Raw genomic sequence first — 21,427 nt, 5'->3', positions numbered from 1 at the left:
TTCGCTACTCTCTATTCGCTCTTAATCATCCAGCACCCACGTATCCTTCGTCCCGCCCCCCTGTGAGGAATTGACCACCAAGGACCCCTCTTTGAGCGCGACGCGCGTCAAGCCGCCCGGCACGATCTGGATGCGGTCGGATACAAGCACGTAAGGCCTGAGATCGACATGGCGCGGCGACAGGCCCTTCTCGGTCAGGATCGGGCAGGTCGACAGCGCCAGGGTCGGCTGGGCGATGTAGTTCGAGGGCTTCGCCTGCAGCTTTTTTGCAAAGTCCTGGCATTCCTTCTTGGTCGCCGCCGGGCCGACCAGCATGCCGTAGCCGCCGGAGCCGTGCACTTCCTTGATGACGAGCTCGTGGATGTGCTCCAGCACATATTTCAGGCTGTCCGGTTCCGAGCAGCGCCAGGTCGGGATGTTGCCGAGGATCGCCTTGCGGCCGGTGTAGAACTCGACGATCTCCGGCATGTAGGAATAGATCGCCTTGTCGTCGGCGATGCCGGTTCCCGGCGCGTTGGCGATGGTGATGTTGCCGGCGCGGTAGACATCCATGATGCCGGGCACGCCGAGCGCGGAATCCGGCTGAAAGGTCAGCGGATCGAGGAAGTTGTCGTCGACGCGCCGGTAGAGCACGTCGATCTGCTTGTAGCCTTCGGTCGTGCGCATCGCCACATGGCCGTCGACGACGCGCAGATCCTGCCCTTCGACGAGTTGCACGCCCATCTGGTCGGCAAGGAACGCATGCTCGAAATAGGCCGAGTTATACGAACCCGGCGTCAGCACCGCGATGGTCGGCACGCCCTTGCTGCTTTGCGGTCGCACCGCGGCCAGCGACTGGCGCAGGAGTTGCGGGTAGTTCTCGACCGGCCGCACCTTGATCTTCTGGAACAGCTCCGGAAAGAGCTGCATCATCGTCTCGCGGTTCTCCAGCATGTAGGAGACGCCGGACGGCGTGCGGGCATTGTCCTCCAGCACGTAGAACTCGTTCTCAGAGATGCGGACGATGTCGACGCCGATAATGTGGGTGTAGACGCCGGCCGGCGGCCTGACCCCGATCATCTCCGGCAGGAAGGCCTCGTTCTTCGCGACAAGCTCCCTCGGCACGCGCCCGGCGCGCAGGATCTCCTGGCGGTGGTAGATATCGTCGAGAAAGGCGTTCAGCGCTTGCACGCGCTGCTCGATGCCTTGCGTCAGCCGGCGCCATTCCTGGCCGGAGAGGATGCGCGGGACGATGTCGAAAGGGATCAGCCGCTCGGAAGCTTCCTGCTCGCCATAGACGGCAAAGGTAATGCCGGTCTTGCGGAAGACGCGCTCGGCGTCCTGCATTTTCTGGGTAAGCCTGGCTGGGTCCTGCTCCTTCAGCCAGCGATCGTAAGCCTCATAAGGTCTTCTCAGTCCGGAAACTTCCGGAAGCATTTCGTCGAACGCTGCCAATCGCGTACTCCCCTCTGAGACCATTTCACTGGCCTCGCCGGAGAAAATCAAGCGCAATCGATGATTTAGGAAGCCGCGACGGCCACTCTATGCAAATTGCCTAAAATCAAGGCACGGACAGCAAGGCTGGGTCAGCTCCTGCTTCCCGGCGGGGCATAGACAGGCCCGGTCAGAACGCCCGGAAGGTCACAATGGTGAAGGTGTCCTTGATTCCAGGCAGAATCTGCACCCGCTCGTTGACGAAATGGCCGACGTCTTCCTCGTCGTCGATATAAAATTTGGCAAGCAGGTCGTAATTGCCCGCGGTCGAGTAGATCTCGGAGGCGATCTCGGCATCGGCGAGCGCGCTGGCGACCTCATAGGACTTGCCCAGGTCGCACTTGATCTGCACGAAAAATGCCTTCATTGCCCGGTCCTGCCAGCCTGCTTCATGAATAAGCGGCCCTTGTGGCAGACTGCTGCCCGGCTTTCAAGCTTCCCGCGCCGCGCACCTCGAAGAGTACCTGATCCCGCTTCCCGACGCTGAAATGGTGAAATCTTCGCATCCCGGTGAAACCACGCCATGGCGCGATGCGTATGTTAGATTGCATTCGCCAAAGCGAATTCCGGGGAGGCAGGCCATGCGCCGCGCTTTGTTCGCACTTGCTCTTGTTCCGATGTTGATAGCCTCGCTTGCTTTTGCCGGCGAGGCCGAGATCAAGGCCGCGCAGACGGTCATCGACAGCCAGTTGAAGGCCTTCGTCGCCGATGACGGCGCCACCGCCTACAGCTTCGCCGCGCCGAACGTGAAGCAGATCTTTCCGACCGTCGACACCTTCATGAACATGGTGACGAACGGCTACGCGCCGGTGCGCAAGCCCCGATCCTATTCCTTCGGCAAGGTCGAGCAGACCGGACCCGGCTCGATCATCCAGCAGGTGCTGATCGTCGGGCCCGACGGCAAGGATTATGAGGCGGTCTATACGCTGCAGCAACAAGCGGACGGCAGCTTCAAGATCACCGGCTGCAGCCTGCGCGCCTCGACTTCGGTCAGTACCTGAGCCCGACCGGCATGACCGCTCAATCTCGACGGCTATACAGTGTCCAGCCCATACCGGAGAGGCCCCAGAAGGTCGAGGCTCCGGCTCGTTCGTAGGCAAGCGCGCAATCGAAATCCACGCGCTCCGGCTGTTTTTGGGTGTCGCCTTCGAGAATCAGCCAGTCCGCGCGTCCGGCGCAAATCTTGTCCTGGGTGACGAGCGATGCCTGGCGGCCGATGCGCGCGGCGAAATAATCGACCACCATGCCGGTGCGGAAATCGGCGTTGGTGGCATATGTGGCGGCGCCGCTCTTTGTCATCTCGTCCACCATCTCGGAATAGGAACCGCGCCCATGCTCATAGAAATGGGCCAGCAACGCCGCGTTGCCGCCCGCCACAAGAACGAGCATCCCGGCGGCAAAAAGCCTTCTCTTACCGCCGACGTCGAAGCCGCGTCCGATCAAGTCTCCGGCCCAAAGCAGCAACAAGGTTCCGCTGACAATGAAATAGCGCGGGAATTCAACATTCGGCAGATGCGCCGCCGCCATCAGGGCGGGCAGCCCGACGATGCCGATGGCATAAAGGCTGGCCCGGCGATCGCGCGAGACGCCTGCATGTGCCAAGACCAGGATGCAGGTCACCGCGACGCACGTCCAGTCGCCGATCCAGTCCGGCAGGCCGAAAAGATAGCGGATCATTCCGCCATAGCCGGCGGCGAATTTCTCGAGCGAGAAAGAGGAAAAACCGCCGATATTGAAGCTGAACCATCGCGCGCCTACAAGCATTGCTGCGGCAAGCGGAAGCACGGCAAGGAAAGCAGGCAGAAAGGCCTGGACGACCTCCTTGTTGACGACAATCAGACTGCGGCTGCCTCGCCAGCTCAGCCACGCCGTCCAGGCCGTTAGCACCACCACCGTTTCGACCATTGTCAGGTGAGAAAGGAAGCCAAGCAGAATTGCGACAGCAAGAGCGACGCCGTACGCACCCCGCTTGTCGAACCAGCGCTCCAGAAGAGCCACCGCAACGAGTGTGAACAACGCCAGGCCGGCATAGCCACGCGCCTCCGAGCCGTAGTGAACCATCGGATAGCTCAACGCAAACAGCAGCGCCGACCCAATCATTGCCCAACGTCCGCGCGATATCGCCGCGGCTGCAATGACGGTGCATCCGCCGAGCGTTATCGACAAGCCGCGCTGGACCAGCGGCGCGGCATCGGGCCCGACGACATACTGGTATATCGAGTTGAGAAAGTGATTGTTGTCGTGGTTCACACGCCAGAATATCTGGTCGATCGACGTCAGCGGCTTCAGCAGCGTGATGCTCCAGATCTCGTCGTGCCAGAGATCCCCGCGCGCGCCGAGCAGGCGCAAGATAAGGCCGACAAGCACGACCCCTGAAATTACAAGTAATAAACTGTAACTCCATTGCTGGGTCGCCGCCGAACCCGACCGGTAAACATCAGCGCTTGCTACTTTATGGTCGACGATCGACGCGTCCATCTTTACCAAAGTCGTGCCGCCCCTTGCCTCGATATGGCAAGGCATACTTACTCTTGATCTGATTTATGAAAGGTTTTCCGACGCTTCCCCGATCAAAGGACCGGGATATCGCCCCGCGCCCAGCCTTCGGTAATCTCGGCGGCGCGCGCTTCGAAAGCCTGCGCCTCGATGGCTGCTCGGACGTTCTGCATCAGCCTCTGATAATAAGACAGGTTGTTCCAGGTGAGCAGCATGGCGCCGAGCGCTTCCTGCGAGCGCACCAGGTGATGCAGGTAGGCGCGCGAATAATCGCGCGCGGCCGGGCAGTCGCTTTCCTCGTCGAGCGGGCGCGGATCGTCGGCATGGCGGGCGTTCCTGAGATTGACCTTGCCGCGGCGCGTGTAGGCAAGGCCATGGCGGCCGGCGCGGGTCGGCATCACGCAGTCGAACATGTCGATGCCGCGCGCCACCGATTTCAGGATATCGTCCGGCGTGCCGACGCCCATCAGGTAGCGCGGTCTGTCGGCCGGCAGCTCCGGGCAGGTGATGTCGAGCATCTCCAGCATCACCGGCTGCGGCTCGCCGACCGCGAGCCCGCCGACCGCATAGCCTTTCAGATCCATCGCTTTCAGCGCCTGGGCGGAGCGCACGCGCAAGGCTGCGCTGTCGCCGCCCTGGACGATGCCGAACATCGCCTTGCCCGGCTGGTCGCCGAACGCCGCCTTGCAGCGCTCTGCCCACCGCAGCGACAATTCCATGGCGCGCTCGATCTCCTCGGGCTTGGCCGGCAGCGCCGTGCATTCGTCGAGCTGCATCTGGATGTCGGAATCGAGCAGTCCCTGGATTTCGATCGATCGCTCCGGCGACATCTCGTAGGGCGCGCCGTCGATATGCGAGCGGAAGGTGACGCCCTGTTCGGTCAGCTTCCTGAGCTTCGACAGCGACATGACCTGAAAGCCGCCGCTGTCGGTCAGGATCGGATGCGGCCAGCGCGCGAACTCATGCAGGCCGCCGAGTCTGGCCACGCGCTCGGCGCCTGGTCGCAGCATCAGATGGTAGGTGTTGCCGAGGATGATGTCGGCGCCGACCCCGCGCACCTGGTCCATATACATGGTCTTGACGGTGCCGCCGGTGCCGACCGGCATGAAGGCCGGCGTGCGGATCTCGCCGCGCGGCATCGAGACCAGGCCGCGCCGCGCCTTGCCATCGGTGGCAAGCACCTCGAATGAAAAAGTCTCAGCCATTGAATTCCTTGTCGTGCTCCGGCGCGCCGGGCGCCTGCTCGTCGAGCGACTGCCGGTAGCGGATGCAGCCGCGCATGAATTTCGGCCATGGCGGCACGGCAATCGCCGGCTCGGTCCTTTCCGGCAAAAGCTCCCAGAGGTCAGGATGATGCCAGCACAGATCATGCCCTGTCGCGTCGCGATGCGCGCGGATACCGGCGCGCAGTTTCTTCACCTGCGCGATCAGCGTATCGCGGTCCATGCTGTCGAGGTCATCGTCCATTGCTCGTCTCCGCACGAAAAAGCAGGCTTGCGTCTCCATAGGAGTAGAACCTGTAGCGGTTCGCGATGGCATGCGCATAGGCCGAGCGCATCGTCTCCAGCCCGCTGAAGGCCGAGACCAGCATGAACAGCGTCGAGCGCGGCAGATGGAAATTGGTCATCAGCATGTCGGCCGTACGGAAGCGATAGCCGGGCGTGATGAAGATGTCGGTGGGTCCGGACCAGGGCTCGATCCTGCCGTCGTCGCGCGCCGCGCTCTCCAAGAGCCGCAGCGATGTCGTGCCGACGCAGATGATCCGCCCTCCCCGCGCCTTGGCCGCGTTGAGCGCCGCCGCCGTCTCCGGGCTTACCGAGCCGGTCTCGGCATGCATCTTGTGGTCGGTCGTGTCGTCGGCCTTCACCGGTAAAAAAGTGCCGGCGCCGACATGCAGCGTGACGAAGCGGCGCTCGATGCCGTTGGCGTCGAGCGCCGCGAACAGCTCCGGGGTGAAATGGAGGCCGGCCGTAGGCGCGGCCACCGCGCCTTCCTCGCGCGCATAGATCGTCTGATAATCGGCGCGGTCGCGCTCGTCGTCCTCGCGCTTCGACGCAATGTAGGGCGGCAGCGGGATATGCCCGACGGCATGCAGCGCCTCGTCGAGAAAGGCGCCCGACAGATCGAAGCCGAGCAGCGCTTCGCCGCCCTCGCCTTTTTCAAGCACCGTGGCGTCGAGCCGGCCCAGAAAGCAGGAACTGCCGTCATGGCCGAACTGGATGCGGTCGCCGGCGGCGATGCGCTTTCCCGGTCGCATGAAGGCCAGCCAGCGGTCGGGGCCGGTGCGCATGTGCAGCGTCGCCTCGACCTGCGCCGCCGCTTCGCCGCGCAGCCTGATGCCCTTCAATTGCGCCGGGATGACCTTGGTGTCGTTGAACACCAGCACGTCCCCGGCCCTGAGCAGCGACGGCAGGTCCCGGACTGTCCCGTCCTCGAAACCGGTGTCCGGCTTCACCACCAGCAGCCGAGCGCTGTCGCGCGGCTCGGCCGGTCTGAGCGCGATGCGGTCTTCGGGAAGATCGAAATCGAAGAGGTCCACTTTCATGCCTGCGGCAATAACCCGATCGTCGCGCTCTCGCCACCGTCTTGTTGCCGCGCCTTGCTAGCAATTGCCGTCGAACGAAACAGCCGACGCTCAGGTCAGCCGCACCAGCAGCGCTCCGGCCAAGAGCAGCACAGCGCCGGCGACACGGCCAAGCGAGATTTCGCGCACCGCCACGCCAAGGAAGCCGGCGCGGTCGATCAGCATGCCGGCGATCAGTTGGCCGGCGACCAGGAAGGCCATCAGCGCCGCCGCGCCGATGCGTGGCGTGAGGATCGTCGACAGCGTCACATAGAAGCCGCCGAGCATGCCGCCGGCGACGAACAGCCAGGGCGCCGGCGCCTTCCAGTCGAGCGAGATGCCCTGCAGCTTCACCACCGAGATCGAGATGATGCCGAGCACGATGGCACCGGACAGGAAGGAAAAGGCGGCGGCCGCGACCGGAAGGCCGAGGCCCTTAGCCAATTGCGAATTGATCGGCGCCTGGATGGCGATGAAGGCGCCGGACAGGATGCCGAGCAGAGACCAGACAGCGCCCATCATCGTTCCGCCTTTACTTGACGTCTGCCGCGACTTTCAGCGACACGATCTTGTCGGGATCCTGCACCGGCTCGCCGCGCTTGATCTTGTCGACATTCTCCATGCCTTCGATGACCTGGCCCCAAACCGTGTACTGACGGTTGAGGAAGGCGGCGTCGTCGAAGCAGATGAAGAACTGCGAGTTCGCCGAGTTCGGGTTCTGGGCCCTAGCCATGGAGCAGGCGCCGCGGCCGTGATTGGCGTTGGAGAACTCGGCCTTGAGGTCTGGCTTGTCGGAGCCGCCCATGCCCGCGCGCGACGGCGCATAAGTGGGCTTGCTCGAATTGCCGAACTTGACGTCGCCGGTCTGCGCCATGAAGCCGTCAATGACGCGGTGGAACACCACGCCGTCATAGGCGCCTTCGCGCGCCAGTTCCTTGATGCGGGCGACGTGCCCGGGCGCCAGCTCGGGATACATTTCGATGACGACCGGGCCCTTGGTCGTTTCCATGATGAGCGCGTTCTCGCGATCCTTGATCTCAGCCATGTCGGAAATTCCTTTGAAAATTGAGGGAGTTACTTGCTGTCGGCGGCGATGCGAACCTTGATCATGCGGTCGGGGTCGGTGACCGTGCCGTTGTCGGCCTCATCGCCCTTCTTGATCTTGTCGACGAGATCCATGCCGCCGACCACCTTGCCGACGATGGTGTACTGGCCGTCGAGGTTCGGCGCCGGCGCGAACATGATGAAGAATTGCGAGTTGGCCGAGTTCGGGTCCTGCGAGCGGGCCATGCCGACCACGCCGCGCGCGAACTGCTCGCTCTGCGAGAACTCGGCCGGCAGGTCGGGAAGATCGGAGCCGCCGGTGCCGACGGCTTCGGGGTTGAACCCCTTCTTCATGTTGCCGAATTTGACGTCGCCGGTCTGCGCCATGAAGCCGTCGATAACGCGGTGGAAGGCGACGTTGTCGTAGGCGCCGTCGCGCACCAGTTTCTTGATCTGCGCGACATGCTTGGGCGCCAGATCGGGACGCAACGCGATGGTCACGTCGCCGTTCTTGAGCGTGATGATCATGGTGTTTTCCTTGTCGGCGGCGACGGCCGGCAAGGACGCCGCGAAAAGGCCGGCAACCACGACAAGGAACGAAGCGAGCTTCTTCAGCTGCATGGGTATCTCCGGGAAACCTATTTGGTGAACTTGGCGGCGAGCGCGCCGGCAACGGCCGCAGGCACGAACGGGCGGATATCGCCGCCCATCGACGCAATCTGGCGCACAAGTGTGGCGGTAATGGTGCGCACCGAAGGGCTGGCGGGCAGAAAAACCGTCTGCAATTCGGGCGCCATCGTCTCGTTCATGCCGGCCATCTGCATTTCGTAATCGAGGTCGGTGCCGTCGCGCAGCCCCCGGATCATGATCGAGGCGCCGTGCTTGCGGGCCGCGTCGATGACCAGCCCGTCGAAGGACACGACCTTGATACGATCGCTGTCGCGACCGAATTCGACCTTGGTTGCGGCCTCGATCAACTCAACGCGTTCCTCGAAGGAAAACAACGGCTTCTTGCCCGGATGAATGCCGATCGCCGCGTAGACGGTGTCGGCCACCGCCAGCGACGCTTTCAGCACATCGAGATGGCCATTGGTCAGCGGGTCGAAAGAGCCGGCGTAAAGGGCGGTGCGTTCCGTCATGGCAGGCTTCTAGCGACCCTCTCGGACAAAGGCAAATCTCATTAATTGCATTGCCGTGAACCTTTTCGCGCCGATGAACGACAGATGAATGCGGCAATCACGAACATTTCACGCAGCGTTCACTAGGTTGCCGCTTCAAGAGGTGAAACCAAATCCCCACCTCATCGTTGTACGCCCAGGAGAACACGCAAATGTTGATCTACATGCTTGCCACTGCAATGACCATTGTGATGCTGATCGCGACTGCATTCGGGTTGCATCAGGAAGCAGCGCGAGTGCGCGTCAAGGCCAATACCAAGCGGCTCGATGGTTTCGCCCATCGCAACGTCTACCGTCGCCACTGATCATGATCGCACCGGCCCAGAGAGGCCGGTGAAGCTTGAACCTATTCGCCTTCGCCCATGTCGTCGGTGCCGGTCTCGCTTGAAGCCACGTCTTCGGCCTCTTCGTCCGACTGCGGTTCCGAAATCCGCTCCACCGATACAACCTTCTCGCCTTCGGCCGTGTTGAAGATCGTCACGCCCTTAGTGGCCCGGCTGGCGAAGCGTATGCCGTTGACCGGCACGCGGATGACCGTGCCGCCGTCCGAAACCAGCATGATCTGATCGTCATTGCCGACCGGGAAAGTCGCGACCAGCCGGCCGATCTCGGCTACCTTCGACACATCGGTGGCGCGGATACCTTTGCCGCCGCGGCCCGTCAGCCGGAAATCATAGGACGACGAGCGCTTGCCGTAGCCATATTCGGTCACCGTGAGCACAAGCTTCTCATGCGCCTTGAGGAACTCGTAGCGCTCCTCGGAAAGCTCGGCTTCCTCGCCGATTTCCTCATTGGTGAGCGCGATCTCCTCTTCCTCGCCGGCTCCGCCGGCGGCAAGCCTGCGCTCCGCCGCGGCGCGCTTCAGATAGGCCGCGCGCTCTGCGGGCGACGCATCGACGTTCTCGATGATGGACATCGAAATGATGCGGTCGGTCTCGGCCATGGTTATGCCGCGCACGCCGACGGAATTGCGGCTCTGGAACACCCGCACATCGGAGACCCGGAAACGGATGCACTGGCCGGAATTCGCGGTCAGAAGCACATCGTCATTGTCGGTGCAGGTCTCGACGCCGAGGATCTCGTCGCCCTCTTCCTCCAGCTTCATGGCGATCTTGCCGTTGCGGTTGACCTGGACGAAGTCGGACAGCTTGTTGCGGCGCACGGTGCCGCGCGTGGTCGCGAACATCACATCGAGCTCGCCCCAGCTGGTTTCGTCCTCCGGCAGCGGCATGATCGTCGTAATGCGCTCGCCCTGCTCGAGCGGCAGCATGTTGATCAGCGCCTTGCCGCGCGATTGCGGGTTGCCGATCGGCAGCCGCCAGACCTTTTCCTTGTAGACGATGCCGCGCGATGAAAAGAACAGCACCGGCGTGTGCGTGTTGGCGACGAACAGGCGGGTGACGAAATCCTCTTCCTTGGTCGACATGCCGGAGCGGCCCTTGCCGCCGCGGCGCTGCGCCCGGTAGAGTGAAAGCGGCACGCGCTTGATGTAGCCGGAATGGCTGACGGTGACGACCATGTCCTCGCGCTGGATCAGGTCCTCGTCTTCCATATCCGAACCGCCGTCGGTCAGCTCGGTGCGGCGCGGTGTGCCGAACTCGTCGCGGACCGCGACCAGCTCGTGCTTGACGATCTGCTGGATACGCGCGCGCGATGACAAAATATCAAGGAAATCGACGATTTCAGCCCCGATCTGGTTCAATTCGTCGGCGATCTCGTCGCGGCCTAGCGCGGTCAGGCGCTGCAGGCGCAGGTCAAGAATGGCGCGCGCCTGTTCCTCGGACAGATTATAGGTGCCGTCCTCGTTGATGCGATGGCGCGGATCGTCGATCAGCTGGATCAGCGGAGCGACGTCGTGTGACGGCCAGCGCCGCTCCATCAACTGCTCGCGCGCCGTCTGCGGATCCGGCGCGGTGCGGATCAGCTTGATCACCTCGTCGATATTAGCGACCGCAATCGCCAGCCCGACCAACACATGCGCCCGCTCGCGCGCCTTGCGCAGCAGATATTTCGTGCGACGGCTGACGACTTCCTCGCGGAAGCCGACAAAGGCCTTCAGCATGTCGATCAGCGTCAGCACTTCCGGCTTGCCGCCGTTGAGCGCCACCATATTGGCGCCGAACGAGGTTTGCAGCGGCGTGAAACGGTAGAGCTGGTTGAGAACAACGTCGGCTACGGCGTCGCGCTTCAACTCCACGACGACGCGGTAGCCCTGGCGGTCGCTCTCGTCGCGGATGTCGGAAATGCCCTCGATGCGCTTGTCGCGCACCAGCTCGGCCATCTTCTCGATCATCGAGGCCTTGTTCACCTGATAGGGAATCTCGGTGACGACGATGGATTCGCGGTCATTGCCGCGCTGCTCGATCTCGACGCGGCCGCGCATGACGATCGAGCCGCGGCCCGTCGAATAGGCATTGTAGATGCCCGAACGGCCAAGCACGATGCCGCCGGTTGGGAAATCCGGACCGGGCACGATCTCCATCAGCGCCGTCAGGTCGATCGCCGGATTGTCGATAAGAGCGATGGCGCCGTTACAGACTTCGACGAGATTGTGGGGTGGAATGTTGGTGGCCATGCCGACGGCGATACCGCCGGAGCCGTTGACCAGAAGGTTCGGGAAACGGGCCGGCAGTACCTTGGGCTCGCTGCCGGAGGCATCGTAAGTATCCTGAAAATCGACGGTTTCCTTGTCGATGTCCTCCAAGAGCTCATGCGCGACCTTGGTGAGCCTGGACTCGGTGTAGCGCATCGCCGCCGGCGGATCGCCGTCGATCGAGCCGAAATTGCCCTGACCGTCGATCAGCGGCACGCGCAGCGACCAGTCCTGCGCCATGCGCACCAGCGCGTCATAGATCGAGGCGTCGCCATGCGGATGGTATTTACCCATCACGTCGGCGACCGGGCGGGCCGATTTCACATATTTGCGGTTCCAGTGGTAGCCGCTCTCATGCGAGGCATAGAGGATGCGGCGATGCACCGGCTTCAGGCCGTCGCGCACGTCGGGCAGCGCACGGCTGACGATCACGCTCATGGCGTAATCGAGATAGGAGCGCTGCATCTCCTCGATGATCGAAATCGGCTCGATGCCGGTGGGGCCGCCGTCCGGCCCGCGCGGTGTCTTCTGGTCGGTCAAATCAGGTCACAATCCAGTCGGGAATCACTCACCGCTTATATAGGAAGCCTCGCCGAAACTCCAATGTCGGCCGGACTTTTCCAGAGACAATTTTGATGGCAATTTCAAATGGATATCGCTGATTGCGACGATATGGCCAAGGTCGATTTCGCTTCAGCCGGCGTTAGCGCCCTCTGGTCCGTCTGGCGCGATACGCGCCGGGAGCTTGTCCCATCTCGCGCCGGAACCGGCGGTTGAAGGTCGACAGATCGTTAAAGCCGGCATCGAAGGCGATCGTCGAGATCGCCGCGCCCGAGCTGCGCAGACGCACCGCGGCGCGGTGCAGCCTCGTCCTCAGCAGGAATTGATAGGGCGTCATGCCGGCAACCTGCCGGAACGTGCGCAGGAAGTGAAACGGGCTTGTCGCCACGCCGGCAGCGAGCTTGGCAAGCGACAATGGTCGATCGGCGTTGAGCTCGATCAGCCGCACCGCCTCGGCAACGCGTTTCTGGTCGCGGCGGCTGGGCGCCCGGCCAGCTGTGGAAGTGTCGGCCGCAGCCGTGGCGACCGCCCCGGCCATGCGCAGGCTCAGTTCCTCGAATGCGTCGCCGTCGCCCGCTTCCCGTGCCGCCTCCGCCTCGGCCAGCAGAGGCGCCAGCGCCGGCAAGGGCGGCAGGCGTGGATGGGTAAAGCCGAGCCGTTTCACATCCGGCAGGTCGGCCAGGACGCGCTCCAGATAGGCCGGCGAAAAATGGAAGGAGAGGCAGCGGTCGCCGGCGCCGTGCTCATGCCCGCATTCATAGCAGGCGCCGGGATTGCCGAGCAGGATGGCGCCCGGCGCCAGCATCGCCGTCCCCTGGCGCGTGCGATAGCGGAACGTGCCCCTGGTCACGGCGGCGACGCAAAAGCTGCAATGCTCTTCCTCGAATGGCTTGTCGCCGGCGATGGCCGTGCACACCACGTCGGACACCTGCCAGCCATGTCCGGAAGCCAGAGTTTTCTGCGCGGTCGTCATGGCTGAAAGATAGCAATTTTTCCCAAGCGCAGAACCCTGCCATACCGCTATTGCTGGCCCTCTCCTGACAAGCGAGGCAGCAACAATGACCGATCCCTTTGCCGAGGCCCTGCACAGCGACGGCCCAAAACCGGACCTTGCCGAAAAGCTGAAGCTCTATGGCCGCTTCATCGGCGCATGGACGTTCGATGCCACACGCATTCCCGAGGATGGCACAAGGCTCACGGGTCGCGGCGAAGTGCATTTCGGCTGGGTTCTCGAAGGCCGCGCCGTGCAGGACGTCTGGATCTTGCCCGCGCGGAACACCGGGGCCCAGACTTCGCTTGGCGCATGGACCTTCTACGGCACCACATTGCGTGTCTACGATCCGGGCGCCGACGCCTGGCACATCTTCTGGAGCGATCCGCGCAACCAGTATTACAGCCGCCAACTCGGCCACGCCGAGGACGGCACGATCGTCCAGGTCGGTACCGACGGCACCGGCGCGTCTGTGCGCTGGAGCTTTTCACGCATTACCGAAAACTCGTTTCGCTGGCTCGGCGAGCGCTCGCATGATGGCGGCGCGACCTGGCGCATGGAGGTCGAGTTTCTGGCTCGTCGCCTAAATGAACCTCAATAGCGATCGAAAGCCGCAAGGAATTGAAAGTAGCGATCCTTCGCGCCTGCTTTCGCAGCTTCGCACACCATTTCCTTCCCGCTTTCCAGCGCCACGGCTTTGCTCTACCAATTGCAAAACCTGGGCTTCGCCCGGCGGGAGGGGACCAGCGATGCCGAGTTTCGACAGCCTGTTCAACGCCTTCGTCACCATCCTGGTGACCATCGACCCGCCGGGACTGGCGCCGCTGTTCCTTGCCGTGACGCGCGGCATGAACCGTGACGAGCGCCAGCAGGTTTCGGTCCGCGCCTCGGTGATCGGCTTCCTGGTCATGGCGCTGTTTGCGATTGCCGGCGCCTCGATCTTGTCGGTGTTCGGCATAACGCTGCCGGCCTTCCGCGTCGCTGGCGGCTTCCTCTTGTTCTTCATCGCCTTCGAAATGGTGTTCGAGCGCCGCCAGGACCGTAAGGAGAAGATCGGCGACGTCGCCATCACCAAGGACATGATCCACAACATCGCCGCCTTCCCGCTGGCAATCCCGCTGATCGCCGGTCCGGGCGCCATCTCGGCAACCGTGCTGCTGTCGGGCTCCTTCCAGGGTTTTGGCGCACAGGCGGCGCTGGTCGGCATCATAGCGATCTGCCTGGTGATCACCTTTCTGGTTTTCGTGCTGTCCGAGCGCATCGACCGCATCCTCGGCCAGACCGGCCGCTCGATCCTGACCCGTCTGCTCGGCGTCATCCTCGCGGCGCTTGCCGTGCAGTTCGTGGCGGACGGCATCAAGGCGCTGATGGCCGCTTAACGGTATCCTACTGCCTACTGCCTCACTTCGCCGCCGTCTCGACCACCTCGAAATCATGCGTGATCGTCGCGGTCTTTGCCATCATGGCACTGGCCGAGCAGTATTTCTCGATCGACAGATCGATCGCGCGTTTCACTTTGTCGTGCGACAGGGCTCTGCCCTTTACAATGAAATGCATGTGGATGCGGGTGAACACCTTTGGATCGGCTTCGGCTCGGTCGGCGTCGAGCTCGACCACGCAATCCTCGACCGCCTCCCGGCCCTTCTCGAGGATGTGCACGACATCATAGGCCGAGCAGCCGCCGGTGCCGATCAGCACCAGTTCCATCGGGCTCGGTCCCGGCGTCTTGCCTTCCGGCCTGTGCGCCGTGCCCAGCACGACCTTGTGGCCGCTGCCGGACTCGCCGACGAAGGTGCGTTCCTCGACCCATTTGATGCGTGCTTTCACGTTGACCTTCCTTGAGAAATTCTTACTGGCCGAACACGACGGCATGCATGATCCGGCCGGGCAGCAGCGTGAAGATGCCGGCGCCGACCAGCGCGAACAGATAGAGCTTGATCATGGCGCCGCGATGCGCTGTTACCTTATGCGAGTGCGCATACCAAGCCGCCAGCGGCATGGTGACCAGCACCAGGATCGACAACAGATGGATCGGGCTGAACGGAGCGACGAGCCGGATCTGCTGGATCCAGAAACTCGATATGGCGATGACCAGCATCAACGCCACGCAGGTGTAGCCCAGCACACGATGACGCACAGTACCTTTCGGCAGCGCCAACTGGGCGCCGCCGATGGCCAAAGCGGCGAAGGCCGCGAATGCATGCCACGGAATGGGAGGCGACGCCGACAGAAGCGGTCCGAGCGACATCACGCCTTCCCCTCAGACGGCCGTTTCGAGACGCTTAGAACGGGATCTCGTCGTCCAGCTCGCGTGACGAGCCGCCGCCCCTGGAGCCGCCACTGCCGCCGCGGTTGAAGCTTTCATTCGGGCTGGACTGGCCGAAATCCGAGCCTCGGCTGTTGCCGCCGCCGGAATAATTGCCGACCTGGCCGCCGCCCTCGCCGCGCGCGTCGAGCATCTGCAACTCGCCTCGGAATTTCTGCAGCACGACCTCGGTGGTGTATTTGTCGGCACCGGTCTGGTCCTGCCATTTGCGGGTCTGCAGCTGACCCTCGACATAGACCTTCATGCCCTTCTTCAAATACTGCTCGGCCACCTTGGCGAGCTGGTCGTTGAAAATGACGACGTTATGCCACTCGGTCTTTTCCTTGCGCTCGCCCGAGTTCTTGTCGCGCCAGCTTTCCGACGTGGCGATGCGAATGTTGACGACCGGATCACCGGAATTCAGGCGGCGGATTTCAGGATCCGCTCCGAGATTGCCGACCAGAATGACCTTGTTGACGCTACCCGCCATCTTACTTCTCCGCGCTCATCCGAAACAAATTTCAAGTCGCTCACCTTATAGCCTGCGGGTCGTCGCCGCCCGCAAAAGGCTGGCTTTTCCCACAAGGTTTTTGTTCTCTTTTCGTTCTAGTCATAGCTGCACTTTCTGTCAAGGAATGTCAGCAAAGGCAGGAGTGGACGTGCATTCTGATATGGCGATCAAATAGAAGCTTGCCAAATCGATAAGTATCGACTTATGCTTCTGCCATGATCGAAGCAGAGATTTTCCGCGCTCTGGCCGACCCGACGCGACGCGCAGTTTACGAGCGGCTGGCCGCTGGCGAGATGAGCGTGAGCGAGCTGCGCGCCGGCATGAGCGTGTCGCAGCCGGCGGTCTCGCAGCACCTTGCCGTGCTGCGCGGCGCCGGCCTGGTGGTCGAGCGGCGTGCCGGCCGTAACGCCTATTACCGCGCCGATCCGCAGGGGCTCGACCCGCTGCTCGGCTGGATCGAACGCTACCGCGCCTTCTGGCCGGAACGCATCGAGAAGTTGAAGACGGTTCTGAAGGGAATGGACCAATGACCAAAGCAGAGAAGCCGACGGCGACCGACGCGGCGCTCAACTTCGAATGCGAGCTTCCCGAGCCGCCGGAAAAAGTCTGGCGGGCATTGACCGAGCCGGAACTGCTGGCGGCCTGGATGATGCCGAACGACATGAAGGCGCAAGCCGGCGCCCGCTTTGCCTTTGCCGGACCGGATGAATCGATCGAATGCGAGGTGATCGAGGCCGAGCCCGGCAAGCTGCTGCGCTATTCCTGGCATCAGCGGCCCGAGGCGAACGACCGCGACCGGTTTCCGGCCTTCGACAGCATCGTCACCTTCACGCTGGCGCGCACCGCCTCAGGCGGCACGCATCTCAGCATCGTCCATGACGGCTTCGTGCCGGTGGCGGAATCTGTCCTCGCCATTGCCGGCGCCAGCTGCGGGCTTTCGCTCGACGCGCGCAAGAACCCGACCGCCGCCAATGCGCCCTGCATGATGCTGCGCGCGGCCTGATCAAAAAGAGGACCGAGGAAACCCGTCATGAGCATTGCCAATCTGGTGCCGATGGTCATCGAGCAATCGAGCCGCGGCGAGCGTTCCTTCGATATCTTTTCGCGGCTGCTGCGCGAGCGCATCGTCTTTATCAATGGCGAGATCAACGACAACGTCTCGGCGCTGGTCTGCGCACAGCTCCTGTCGCTGGAATCGGACCACCCCGACAAGGAGATCTCGCTTTACATCAACTCGCCGGGCGGCATGGTGACCAGCGGCTTCGCCATCTACGACACGATGCAGTACATCTCCTGCCCGGTGTCGACGGTCTGCATGGGCTTTGCCGCCTCGATGGGCTCCTTCCTGCTGATGGCCGGCGCGCCGGGGCGGCGGATCGCGCTGCCCAACACAAGGATCGTGCTGCATCAGCCGCTGGGCGGCTTTCAGGGCCAGGCCTCAGACATCCAGCGCCATGCCGAGGACATCGTGCGTACCAAGCAGCATATGACCGAGCTCTACGCCAAGCATTGCGGCCGGACCTACGAGGAGGTCGAGCGCACGCTCGATCGCGATTACTTCATGAGCGCCGCGGAAGCCAAGACTTGGGGCCTTGTCGACCACGTCTACGACACGCGCAAGAAAGCGGCCTGACGTTGCGGGCAGGCGCGCGGCAAATTGATCGTCGCGCGTCTGGCATTGCCCTAGCCGCGTCCCTATAGTCCGCGCATGATCGATCCGTTCCAATCCAGGCACTTGTGCGTTGCCTTCGCCGCGCTTGCCGGCGCGCTGGTGGCCGGCGCCGCCCTTGCCGACGACAATTCGGCGCAGAAACTGCCTGGCGTCAGCGGCGACTACCACATCGCCAAGCCGGCGCCGCAGCCGGAACCAGACGCGCTACCGGCCGGCAGCGACGGTTCCTTCAAGATCGGCGACACCGATGTCAGGATCGGTGGCAGCATAACGATCGATATGGCCACGGGCGGCGCTCGGATCCCGAACCATTGATCGCGAGCGGGTCAAACGCGAACACCACAAAATGTAAGCCCCGCCACTGCTTCCGCAGGTGGACGGGGCTTTCATGGATCTGATAATCCAATTTTAGCCGGGAGTGGACTGCCGGCGTTCTGTTTCGGATGCAACGCGGCGTTCAGCCGACGATCCGACTATCGTCTCTAATTGTTAAGAATCGGCAAGTCACGGTTTGTCGGGCCGGCGTTTCAAGTCTGCCCTGGCACTTATGCCCGCCGCGGCTCCATCTCAGTGTGGAGCCTCAAGGGACTGTCCGGTGGCGTCATGCTCCGCTCCTGGGTCCGTTGCGACAATGTCGTTCGAAGCGCAAATCGCTGTCGCCTGCGGCGTCTCGCAGACCGCCTATTGGGCGGCGAGGCCATCGATAGACGGCCGGCTTCGTTGACGCGTTTGAGACTGCTCCCCTGGGCCCGGGACGTCAACCGTTGAATAGTCGGTTACCAAAAAATGTGATCGCCTGGAGGTTACGTGCAGGTAAGTCGAGTGCTTCGACACACCCAACGGCGCGGTATCTCGGCCGCGATTGTTTCCACAACGCGTGGGCGATTGTTCTCACAACGTTTGAGCGATTGTTTCCACAACGCTTTGTCAGGAGCGTGTTCGACCTTTGTTCTTTCCGCTTGCCCGGTCGCGCGAAAGACGGTTAAACCCATGATCGGCTTGTCCCGTCGAGATTGTGGCGTCTCTCGACGTGGCGGTGAAAATACCTACATAGGGGATGGCCGGGACAATCCCGCCAATCCAGCAAATTCCAGATCTGAGGCGGCGACCGGCGATGGCCGACCATAAATACCTTTCCATTCGCGGGGCGCGCGAACACAATCTCAAGAACGTCGATCTCGACCTGCCGCGCGACAGCCTGATCGTCATGACCGGATTGTCGGGATCCGGCAAGTCGTCGCTTGCCTTCGACACCATCTATGCCGAGGGCCAGCGCCGCTATGTCGAAAGCCTGTCGGCCTATGCCCGCCAGTTCCTCGAGATGATGCAGAAGCCGGACGTCGACCAGATCGACGGCCTGTCGCCCGCCATCTCGATCGAGCAGAAGACCACCTCGCGCAACCCGCGCTCGACCGTCGGCACCGTCACGGAAATCTACGACTACATGCGCCTGCTGTTCGCGCGTGTCGGCATCCCCTATTCGCCGGCCACCGGCCTGCCGATCGAAAGCCAGACGGTTTCGCAGATGGTCGACCGCGTGCTGGCGCTGGACGAGGGCACGCGCCTGTTCCTGCTGGCGCCGATCGTGCGCGGCCGCAAGGGCGAGTACCGCAAGGAACTGCTGGAACTGCAGAAGAAGGGCTTCCAGCGCGTCAAGGTCGACGGCGTCTTCTACGAGATCGCCGACGTGCCGGCGCTCGACAAGAAATACAAGCACGACATCGACGTCGTCGTCGACCGCATCGTCGTGCGCGGCGACCTGGCCACGCGGCTCGCGGACTCGATCGAGACCGCGCTGAAGCTTGCCGAAGGTCTTGCCGTGGCCGAATTCGCCGACAAGCCGCTCGACGCCAGCCAGACCGGCGAGGATTCGGTCAACAAGTCGAAAAACGAGACGCATGAGCGCATCCTGTTCTCGGAGAAATTCGCCTGCCCGGTGTCTGGCTTCACCATTCCGGAGATCGAGCCCAGGCTGTTCTCCTTCAACAACCCGTTCGGCGCCTGCCCGACCTGCGACGGCCTCGGCAGCCAGCGCGCCATCGATCCCAACCTCGTCGTGCCGGACGAGAACGTGTCGCTGCGCGACGGCGCCATCAGCCCGTGGGCGAAATCGACCTCGCCCTATTACGCGCAGACGCTGGAAGCGCTGGGCAAGGTCTATGGTTTCAAGCTCGGCGACAAGTTCAAGGATTTGAGCGCCGAGGCCAAAGAAGCCGTGTTGCGCGGCACGGGCGAGCGCGAGATCACCTTCCAGTATGATGACGGCCTGCGCTCCTACAAGACGACCAAGACCTTCGAGGGCGTCATCCCCAATCTCGACCGGCGCTGGAAGGAAACTGAATCCGCCTGGATGCGCGAGGAGATCGAGCGCTTCATGTCGGCCACCCCCTGCCCCGCCTGCAACGGCTACCGCCTGAAGCCGGAAGCGCTGGCGGTGAAGATCGGCGGCAAGCATATCGGTGAAGTCACGGAGATGTCGATCCGCAAGGCCGACCAGTGGTTCACCGACCTGCCGGCGCAGTTGAACGACAAGCAGAACGAGATCGCGGTCCGCGTGCTGAAGGAAATCCGCGAGCGGCTGCGCTTCCTCAACGATGTCGGCCTCGACTATCTGACCTTGTCGCGCAATTCCGGCACGCTGTCGGGCGGCGAGAGCCAGCGCATCCGGCTCGCTTCGCAGATCGGCTCCGGCCTCACCGGCGTGCTCTATGTGCTGGACGAGCCGTCGATCGGCTTGCATCAGCGCGACAATGCGCGCCTGCTCGATACGCTCAAGCACCTGCGCGACATCGGCAACACGGTGATCGTCGTCGAGCATGACGAGGACGCCATCCTGCATGCCGACTATGTCGTCGACATCGGCCCGGCGGCCGGCATCCATGGCGGCCAGATCATCGCGCAAGGCACGCCGCAGCAGATCATGGCCACACCTGCCTCGATCACCGGCAAATATTTGTCGGGCGAGCTCGAAGTGGCAACGCCCGCAGTGCGGCGCGAGGCGAAGAAGAACCGGCGCATCAAGGTGGTCGGCGCGCGCGGCAACAATCTGAAGAATGTGACGGCGGAAATCCCGCTTGGCACCTTCACCGCGGTCACCGGCGTGTCCGGCGGCGGCAAATCGACCTTCCTGATCGAGACGCTGTTCAAGGCGGCCTCGCGCCGCATCATGGGCTCGCGCGAGCATCCGGCCGAGCACGACCGCATCGAGGGCCTGGAATTCCTCGACAAGGTCATCGACATCGACCAGTCGCCGATCGGCCGCACGCCGCGCTCCAACCCCGCGACTTATACCGGCGCCTTCACGCCGATCCGCGACTGGTTCGCCGGCCTCCCCGAAGCCAAGGCGCGCGGCTATCAGCCGGGCCGCTTCTCCTTCAACGTCAAGGGCGGCCGCTGCGAGGCCTGCCAGGGCGACGGCGTCATCAAGATCGAGATGCACTTCCTGCCCGATGTCTATGTTACCTGCGACGTCTGCCACGGCAAGCGCTACAACCGCGAGACGCTCGACGTGCTGTTCAAGGGCAAGTCGATCGCCGACGTGCTCGACATGACGGTCGAGGAAGGCGTCGACTTCTTCTCGGCGGTGCCCGGTGTACGCGACAAGCTGGAGACGCTGAAGCAGGTCGGCCTCGGCTATATCCATATTGGCCAGCAGGCGACGACGCTCTCGGGCGGCGAGGCGCAGCGCATCAAGCTTGCCAAGGAATTGTCGCGCAAGGCGACCGGCAAGACGCTCTACATCCTCGACGAGCCGACCACCGGCCTGCATTTCCACGACGTCGCCAAGCTGCTCGAAGTGCTGCACGAGCTGGTCGACCAGGGCAACACGGTGGTGGTGATCGAGCACAATCTCGAAGTGATCAAGACCGCCGACTGGGTGCTGGACCTCGGCCCCGAAGGCGGCGACGGCGGCGGCGAGCTGGTGGCGTCCGGCACGCCGGAAGCGATCGTGCGCGAGAAGCGCAGCTACACAGGCCAGTTCCTCAAGGAGCTGCTGGAGCGGCGCCCCGGAGGCAAACGCGAAGCGGCGGAGTGAGCGC

The 21,427-nt window shown here is 63.0% G+C and carries 24 protein-coding genes; 9 read left to right on the top strand and 15 right to left on the bottom strand.

Annotation, left to right across the window (positions count from 1 at the left end; genetic code table 11):
* Positions 1-21: 21 nt before the first annotated feature.
* Together LB529_RS05375 and LB529_RS05370 are read right to left on the bottom strand one after the other, a co-directional pair.
* The gene (locus LB529_RS05375; protein WP_224710462.1) at positions 22-1,434 is read right to left on the bottom strand and encodes a circularly permuted type 2 ATP-grasp protein; all 1,413 of its coding nucleotides are present in this window, start codon (positions 1,432-1,434) and stop codon (positions 22-24) included.
* Positions 1,435-1,603: 169 nt separating this feature from the next.
* Complete coding sequence (locus LB529_RS05370) at positions 1,604-1,840, bottom strand: Lrp/AsnC ligand binding domain-containing protein (RefSeq protein ID WP_040995065.1); 237 nt, start codon at positions 1,838-1,840, stop codon at positions 1,604-1,606.
* 214 nt (positions 1,841-2,054) lie between these two features.
* Here LB529_RS05370 and LB529_RS05365 point away from each other — a divergent pair, with 214 nt between their 5' ends.
* Positions 2,055-2,474, top strand: a complete 420-nt coding sequence (locus LB529_RS05365) for a DUF4864 domain-containing protein (protein WP_224706529.1) — start codon at positions 2,055-2,057, stop codon at positions 2,472-2,474.
* A gap of 19 nt (positions 2,475-2,493) precedes the next feature.
* Here the strand turns inward: LB529_RS05365 and LB529_RS05360 are convergent, their stop codons facing one another.
* The 8 genes from LB529_RS05360 to coaD all read right to left on the bottom strand — a co-directional run bounded on the left by LB529_RS05360 (position 2,494) and on the right by coaD (position 8,715).
* The gene (locus tag LB529_RS05360) at positions 2,494-3,951 is read right to left on the bottom strand and encodes a hypothetical protein (RefSeq protein WP_224710461.1); all 1,458 of its coding nucleotides are present in this window, start codon (positions 3,949-3,951) and stop codon (positions 2,494-2,496) included.
* 92 nt (positions 3,952-4,043) lie between these two features.
* Positions 4,044-5,174, bottom strand: a complete 1,131-nt coding sequence (tgt, locus tag LB529_RS05355; RefSeq protein WP_224710460.1) for a tRNA guanosine(34) transglycosylase Tgt — start codon at positions 5,172-5,174, stop codon at positions 4,044-4,046.
* Entirely contained in the window at positions 5,167-5,436 is a 270-nt protein-coding gene (locus tag LB529_RS05350; RefSeq protein WP_095765303.1) for a hypothetical protein, read from the bottom strand. Before LB529_RS05350 ends, tgt begins: the two co-directional genes overlap by 8 nt.
* A complete protein-coding gene (gene queA, locus LB529_RS05345) occupies positions 5,426-6,514 on the bottom strand; it encodes a tRNA preQ1(34) S-adenosylmethionine ribosyltransferase-isomerase QueA (protein WP_224710459.1) in 1,089 nt (362 codons plus the stop codon). Before queA ends, LB529_RS05350 begins: the two co-directional genes overlap by 11 nt.
* Positions 6,515-6,604: 90 nt before the next feature.
* On the bottom strand, positions 6,605-7,054 hold the full coding sequence (locus LB529_RS05340; protein WP_095765301.1) for a DMT family transporter: 450 nt from the start codon (positions 7,052-7,054) through the stop codon (positions 6,605-6,607).
* 10 nt (positions 7,055-7,064) lie between these two features.
* A complete protein-coding gene (locus LB529_RS05335) occupies positions 7,065-7,577 on the bottom strand; it encodes a peptidylprolyl isomerase (protein WP_095765300.1) in 513 nt (170 codons plus the stop codon).
* 29 nt (positions 7,578-7,606) lie between these two features.
* The gene (locus LB529_RS05330) at positions 7,607-8,197 is read right to left on the bottom strand and encodes a peptidylprolyl isomerase (protein WP_411962438.1); all 591 of its coding nucleotides are present in this window, start codon (positions 8,195-8,197) and stop codon (positions 7,607-7,609) included.
* 17 nt (positions 8,198-8,214) lie between these two features.
* Entirely contained in the window at positions 8,215-8,715 is a 501-nt protein-coding gene (gene coaD, locus LB529_RS05325; RefSeq protein ID WP_095765298.1) for a pantetheine-phosphate adenylyltransferase, read from the bottom strand.
* 191 nt (positions 8,716-8,906) lie between these two features.
* Here coaD and LB529_RS05320 point away from each other — a divergent pair, with 191 nt between their 5' ends.
* Entirely contained in the window at positions 8,907-9,059 is a 153-nt protein-coding gene (locus LB529_RS05320; RefSeq protein ID WP_095765297.1) for a hypothetical protein, read from the top strand.
* Positions 9,060-9,100: 41 nt separating this feature from the next.
* Here LB529_RS05320 and gyrA read toward each other — a convergent pair whose 3' ends face one another.
* Together gyrA and LB529_RS05310 are read right to left on the bottom strand one after the other, a co-directional pair.
* Positions 9,101-11,887, bottom strand: a complete 2,787-nt coding sequence (gene gyrA, locus LB529_RS05315) for a DNA gyrase subunit A (RefSeq protein ID WP_224528955.1) — start codon at positions 11,885-11,887, stop codon at positions 9,101-9,103.
* A 163-nt stretch (positions 11,888-12,050) separates the two neighbouring features.
* On the bottom strand, positions 12,051-12,881 hold the full coding sequence (locus LB529_RS05310; RefSeq protein WP_224710458.1) for an AraC family transcriptional regulator: 831 nt from the start codon (positions 12,879-12,881) through the stop codon (positions 12,051-12,053).
* 85 nt (positions 12,882-12,966) lie between these two features.
* On the opposite strand from LB529_RS05310, the gene LB529_RS05305 reads away from it, so the two are divergent.
* Complete coding sequence (locus LB529_RS05305) at positions 12,967-13,500, top strand: hypothetical protein (protein ID WP_224710457.1); 534 nt, start codon at positions 12,967-12,969, stop codon at positions 13,498-13,500.
* A 148-nt stretch (positions 13,501-13,648) separates the two neighbouring features.
* Positions 13,649-14,278, top strand: a complete 630-nt coding sequence (locus LB529_RS05300) for a MarC family protein (protein ID WP_140546758.1) — start codon at positions 13,649-13,651, stop codon at positions 14,276-14,278.
* A gap of 22 nt (positions 14,279-14,300) precedes the next feature.
* Here the strand turns inward: LB529_RS05300 and LB529_RS05295 are convergent, their stop codons facing one another.
* From LB529_RS05295 to LB529_RS05285, 3 genes are read right to left on the bottom strand one after another with little or no spacing between them, the layout of a single operon-like run.
* On the bottom strand, positions 14,301-14,726 hold the full coding sequence (locus LB529_RS05295) for an OsmC family protein (RefSeq protein WP_140841187.1): 426 nt from the start codon (positions 14,724-14,726) through the stop codon (positions 14,301-14,303).
* Positions 14,727-14,748: 22 nt separating this feature from the next.
* Entirely contained in the window at positions 14,749-15,147 is a 399-nt protein-coding gene (locus tag LB529_RS05290; RefSeq protein ID WP_224710456.1) for a DUF2306 domain-containing protein, read from the bottom strand.
* 34 nt (positions 15,148-15,181) lie between these two features.
* A complete protein-coding gene (locus LB529_RS05285; RefSeq protein WP_224710455.1) occupies positions 15,182-15,694 on the bottom strand; it encodes a single-stranded DNA-binding protein in 513 nt (170 codons plus the stop codon).
* A 236-nt stretch (positions 15,695-15,930) separates the two neighbouring features.
* Between LB529_RS05285 and LB529_RS05280 the strand changes: the two genes are divergently transcribed.
* The 5 genes from LB529_RS05280 to uvrA all read left to right on the top strand — a co-directional run bounded on the left by LB529_RS05280 (position 15,931) and on the right by uvrA (position 21,423).
* Positions 15,931-16,245 (top strand): ArsR/SmtB family transcription factor, encoded by a 315-nt coding sequence (locus LB529_RS05280; RefSeq protein ID WP_224602448.1) that lies wholly within the window; start codon positions 15,931-15,933, stop codon positions 16,243-16,245.
* A complete protein-coding gene (locus LB529_RS05275; RefSeq protein WP_224710454.1) occupies positions 16,242-16,718 on the top strand; it encodes an SRPBCC family protein in 477 nt (158 codons plus the stop codon). Before LB529_RS05280 ends, LB529_RS05275 begins: the two co-directional genes overlap by 4 nt.
* Positions 16,719-16,745: 27 nt before the next feature.
* Positions 16,746-17,348: an ATP-dependent Clp protease proteolytic subunit gene (locus LB529_RS05270; protein WP_095765288.1), complete on the top strand. Its 603-nt coding sequence runs from the start codon at positions 16,746-16,748 to the stop codon at positions 17,346-17,348.
* Positions 17,349-17,423: 75 nt separating this feature from the next.
* Positions 17,424-17,702, top strand: a complete 279-nt coding sequence (locus LB529_RS05265) for a hypothetical protein (RefSeq protein WP_224710453.1) — start codon at positions 17,424-17,426, stop codon at positions 17,700-17,702.
* Between the two features lie 799 nt (positions 17,703-18,501).
* Positions 18,502-21,423: an excinuclease ABC subunit UvrA gene (uvrA, locus tag LB529_RS05260; protein ID WP_095765286.1), complete on the top strand. Its 2,922-nt coding sequence runs from the start codon at positions 18,502-18,504 to the stop codon at positions 21,421-21,423.
* The last annotated feature ends 4 nt before the right edge of the window (positions 21,424-21,427 follow it).

Origin of the sequence: Mesorhizobium sp. CA5 (assembly GCF_020165105.1) — a bacterium.
GTDB lineage: Bacteria > Pseudomonadota > Alphaproteobacteria > Rhizobiales > Rhizobiaceae > Mesorhizobium.
Note: the sequence above shows the minus strand (reverse complement) of the source record. Positions and strands in the feature narration are given on the sequence as shown.

What these genes read in the sequence shown, in the direction of transcription:
- LB529_RS05365 (WP_224706529.1), top strand. Translation starts at nt 2,055, where the DNA reads ATGCGCCGCGCTTTGTTCGCACTTGCTCTTGTTCCGATGTTGATAGCC.
- LB529_RS05300 (WP_140546758.1), top strand. Translation starts at nt 13,649, where the DNA reads ATGCCGAGTTTCGACAGCCTGTTCAACGCCTTCGTCACCATCCTGGTG.
- LB529_RS05270 (WP_095765288.1), top strand. Translation starts at nt 16,746, where the DNA reads ATGAGCATTGCCAATCTGGTGCCGATGGTCATCGAGCAATCGAGCCGC.
- LB529_RS05290 (WP_224710456.1), bottom strand. Translation starts at nt 15,147, where the DNA reads ATGTCGCTCGGACCGCTTCTGTCGGCGTCGCCTCCCATTCCGTGGCAT.
- coaD (WP_095765298.1), bottom strand. Translation starts at nt 8,715, where the DNA reads ATGACGGAACGCACCGCCCTTTACGCCGGCTCTTTCGACCCGCTGACC.
- LB529_RS05370 (WP_040995065.1), bottom strand. Translation starts at nt 1,840, where the DNA reads ATGAAGGCATTTTTCGTGCAGATCAAGTGCGACCTGGGCAAGTCCTAT.
- LB529_RS05330 (WP_411962438.1), bottom strand. Translation starts at nt 8,197, where the DNA reads ATGCAGCTGAAGAAGCTCGCTTCGTTCCTTGTCGTGGTTGCCGGCCTT.
- LB529_RS05310 (WP_224710458.1), bottom strand. Translation starts at nt 12,881, where the DNA reads ATGACGACCGCGCAGAAAACTCTGGCTTCCGGACATGGCTGGCAGGTG.
- tgt (WP_224710460.1), bottom strand. Translation starts at nt 5,174, where the DNA reads ATGGCTGAGACTTTTTCATTCGAGGTGCTTGCCACCGATGGCAAGGCG.
- queA (WP_224710459.1), bottom strand. Translation starts at nt 6,514, where the DNA reads ATGAAAGTGGACCTCTTCGATTTCGATCTTCCCGAAGACCGCATCGCG.
- uvrA (WP_095765286.1), top strand. Translation starts at nt 18,502, where the DNA reads ATGGCCGACCATAAATACCTTTCCATTCGCGGGGCGCGCGAACACAAT.
- LB529_RS05265 (WP_224710453.1), top strand. Translation starts at nt 17,424, where the DNA reads ATGATCGATCCGTTCCAATCCAGGCACTTGTGCGTTGCCTTCGCCGCG.
- LB529_RS05340 (WP_095765301.1), bottom strand. Translation starts at nt 7,054, where the DNA reads ATGATGGGCGCTGTCTGGTCTCTGCTCGGCATCCTGTCCGGCGCCTTC.
- LB529_RS05335 (WP_095765300.1), bottom strand. Translation starts at nt 7,577, where the DNA reads ATGGCTGAGATCAAGGATCGCGAGAACGCGCTCATCATGGAAACGACC.
- LB529_RS05305 (WP_224710457.1), top strand. Translation starts at nt 12,967, where the DNA reads ATGACCGATCCCTTTGCCGAGGCCCTGCACAGCGACGGCCCAAAACCG.
- LB529_RS05275 (WP_224710454.1), top strand. Translation starts at nt 16,242, where the DNA reads ATGACCAAAGCAGAGAAGCCGACGGCGACCGACGCGGCGCTCAACTTC.
- LB529_RS05285 (WP_224710455.1), bottom strand. Translation starts at nt 15,694, where the DNA reads ATGGCGGGTAGCGTCAACAAGGTCATTCTGGTCGGCAATCTCGGAGCG.
- LB529_RS05360 (WP_224710461.1), bottom strand. Translation starts at nt 3,951, where the DNA reads ATGGACGCGTCGATCGTCGACCATAAAGTAGCAAGCGCTGATGTTTAC.
- LB529_RS05280 (WP_224602448.1), top strand. Translation starts at nt 15,931, where the DNA reads ATGATCGAAGCAGAGATTTTCCGCGCTCTGGCCGACCCGACGCGACGC.
- LB529_RS05350 (WP_095765303.1), bottom strand. Translation starts at nt 5,436, where the DNA reads ATGGACGATGACCTCGACAGCATGGACCGCGATACGCTGATCGCGCAG.
- LB529_RS05320 (WP_095765297.1), top strand. Translation starts at nt 8,907, where the DNA reads ATGTTGATCTACATGCTTGCCACTGCAATGACCATTGTGATGCTGATC.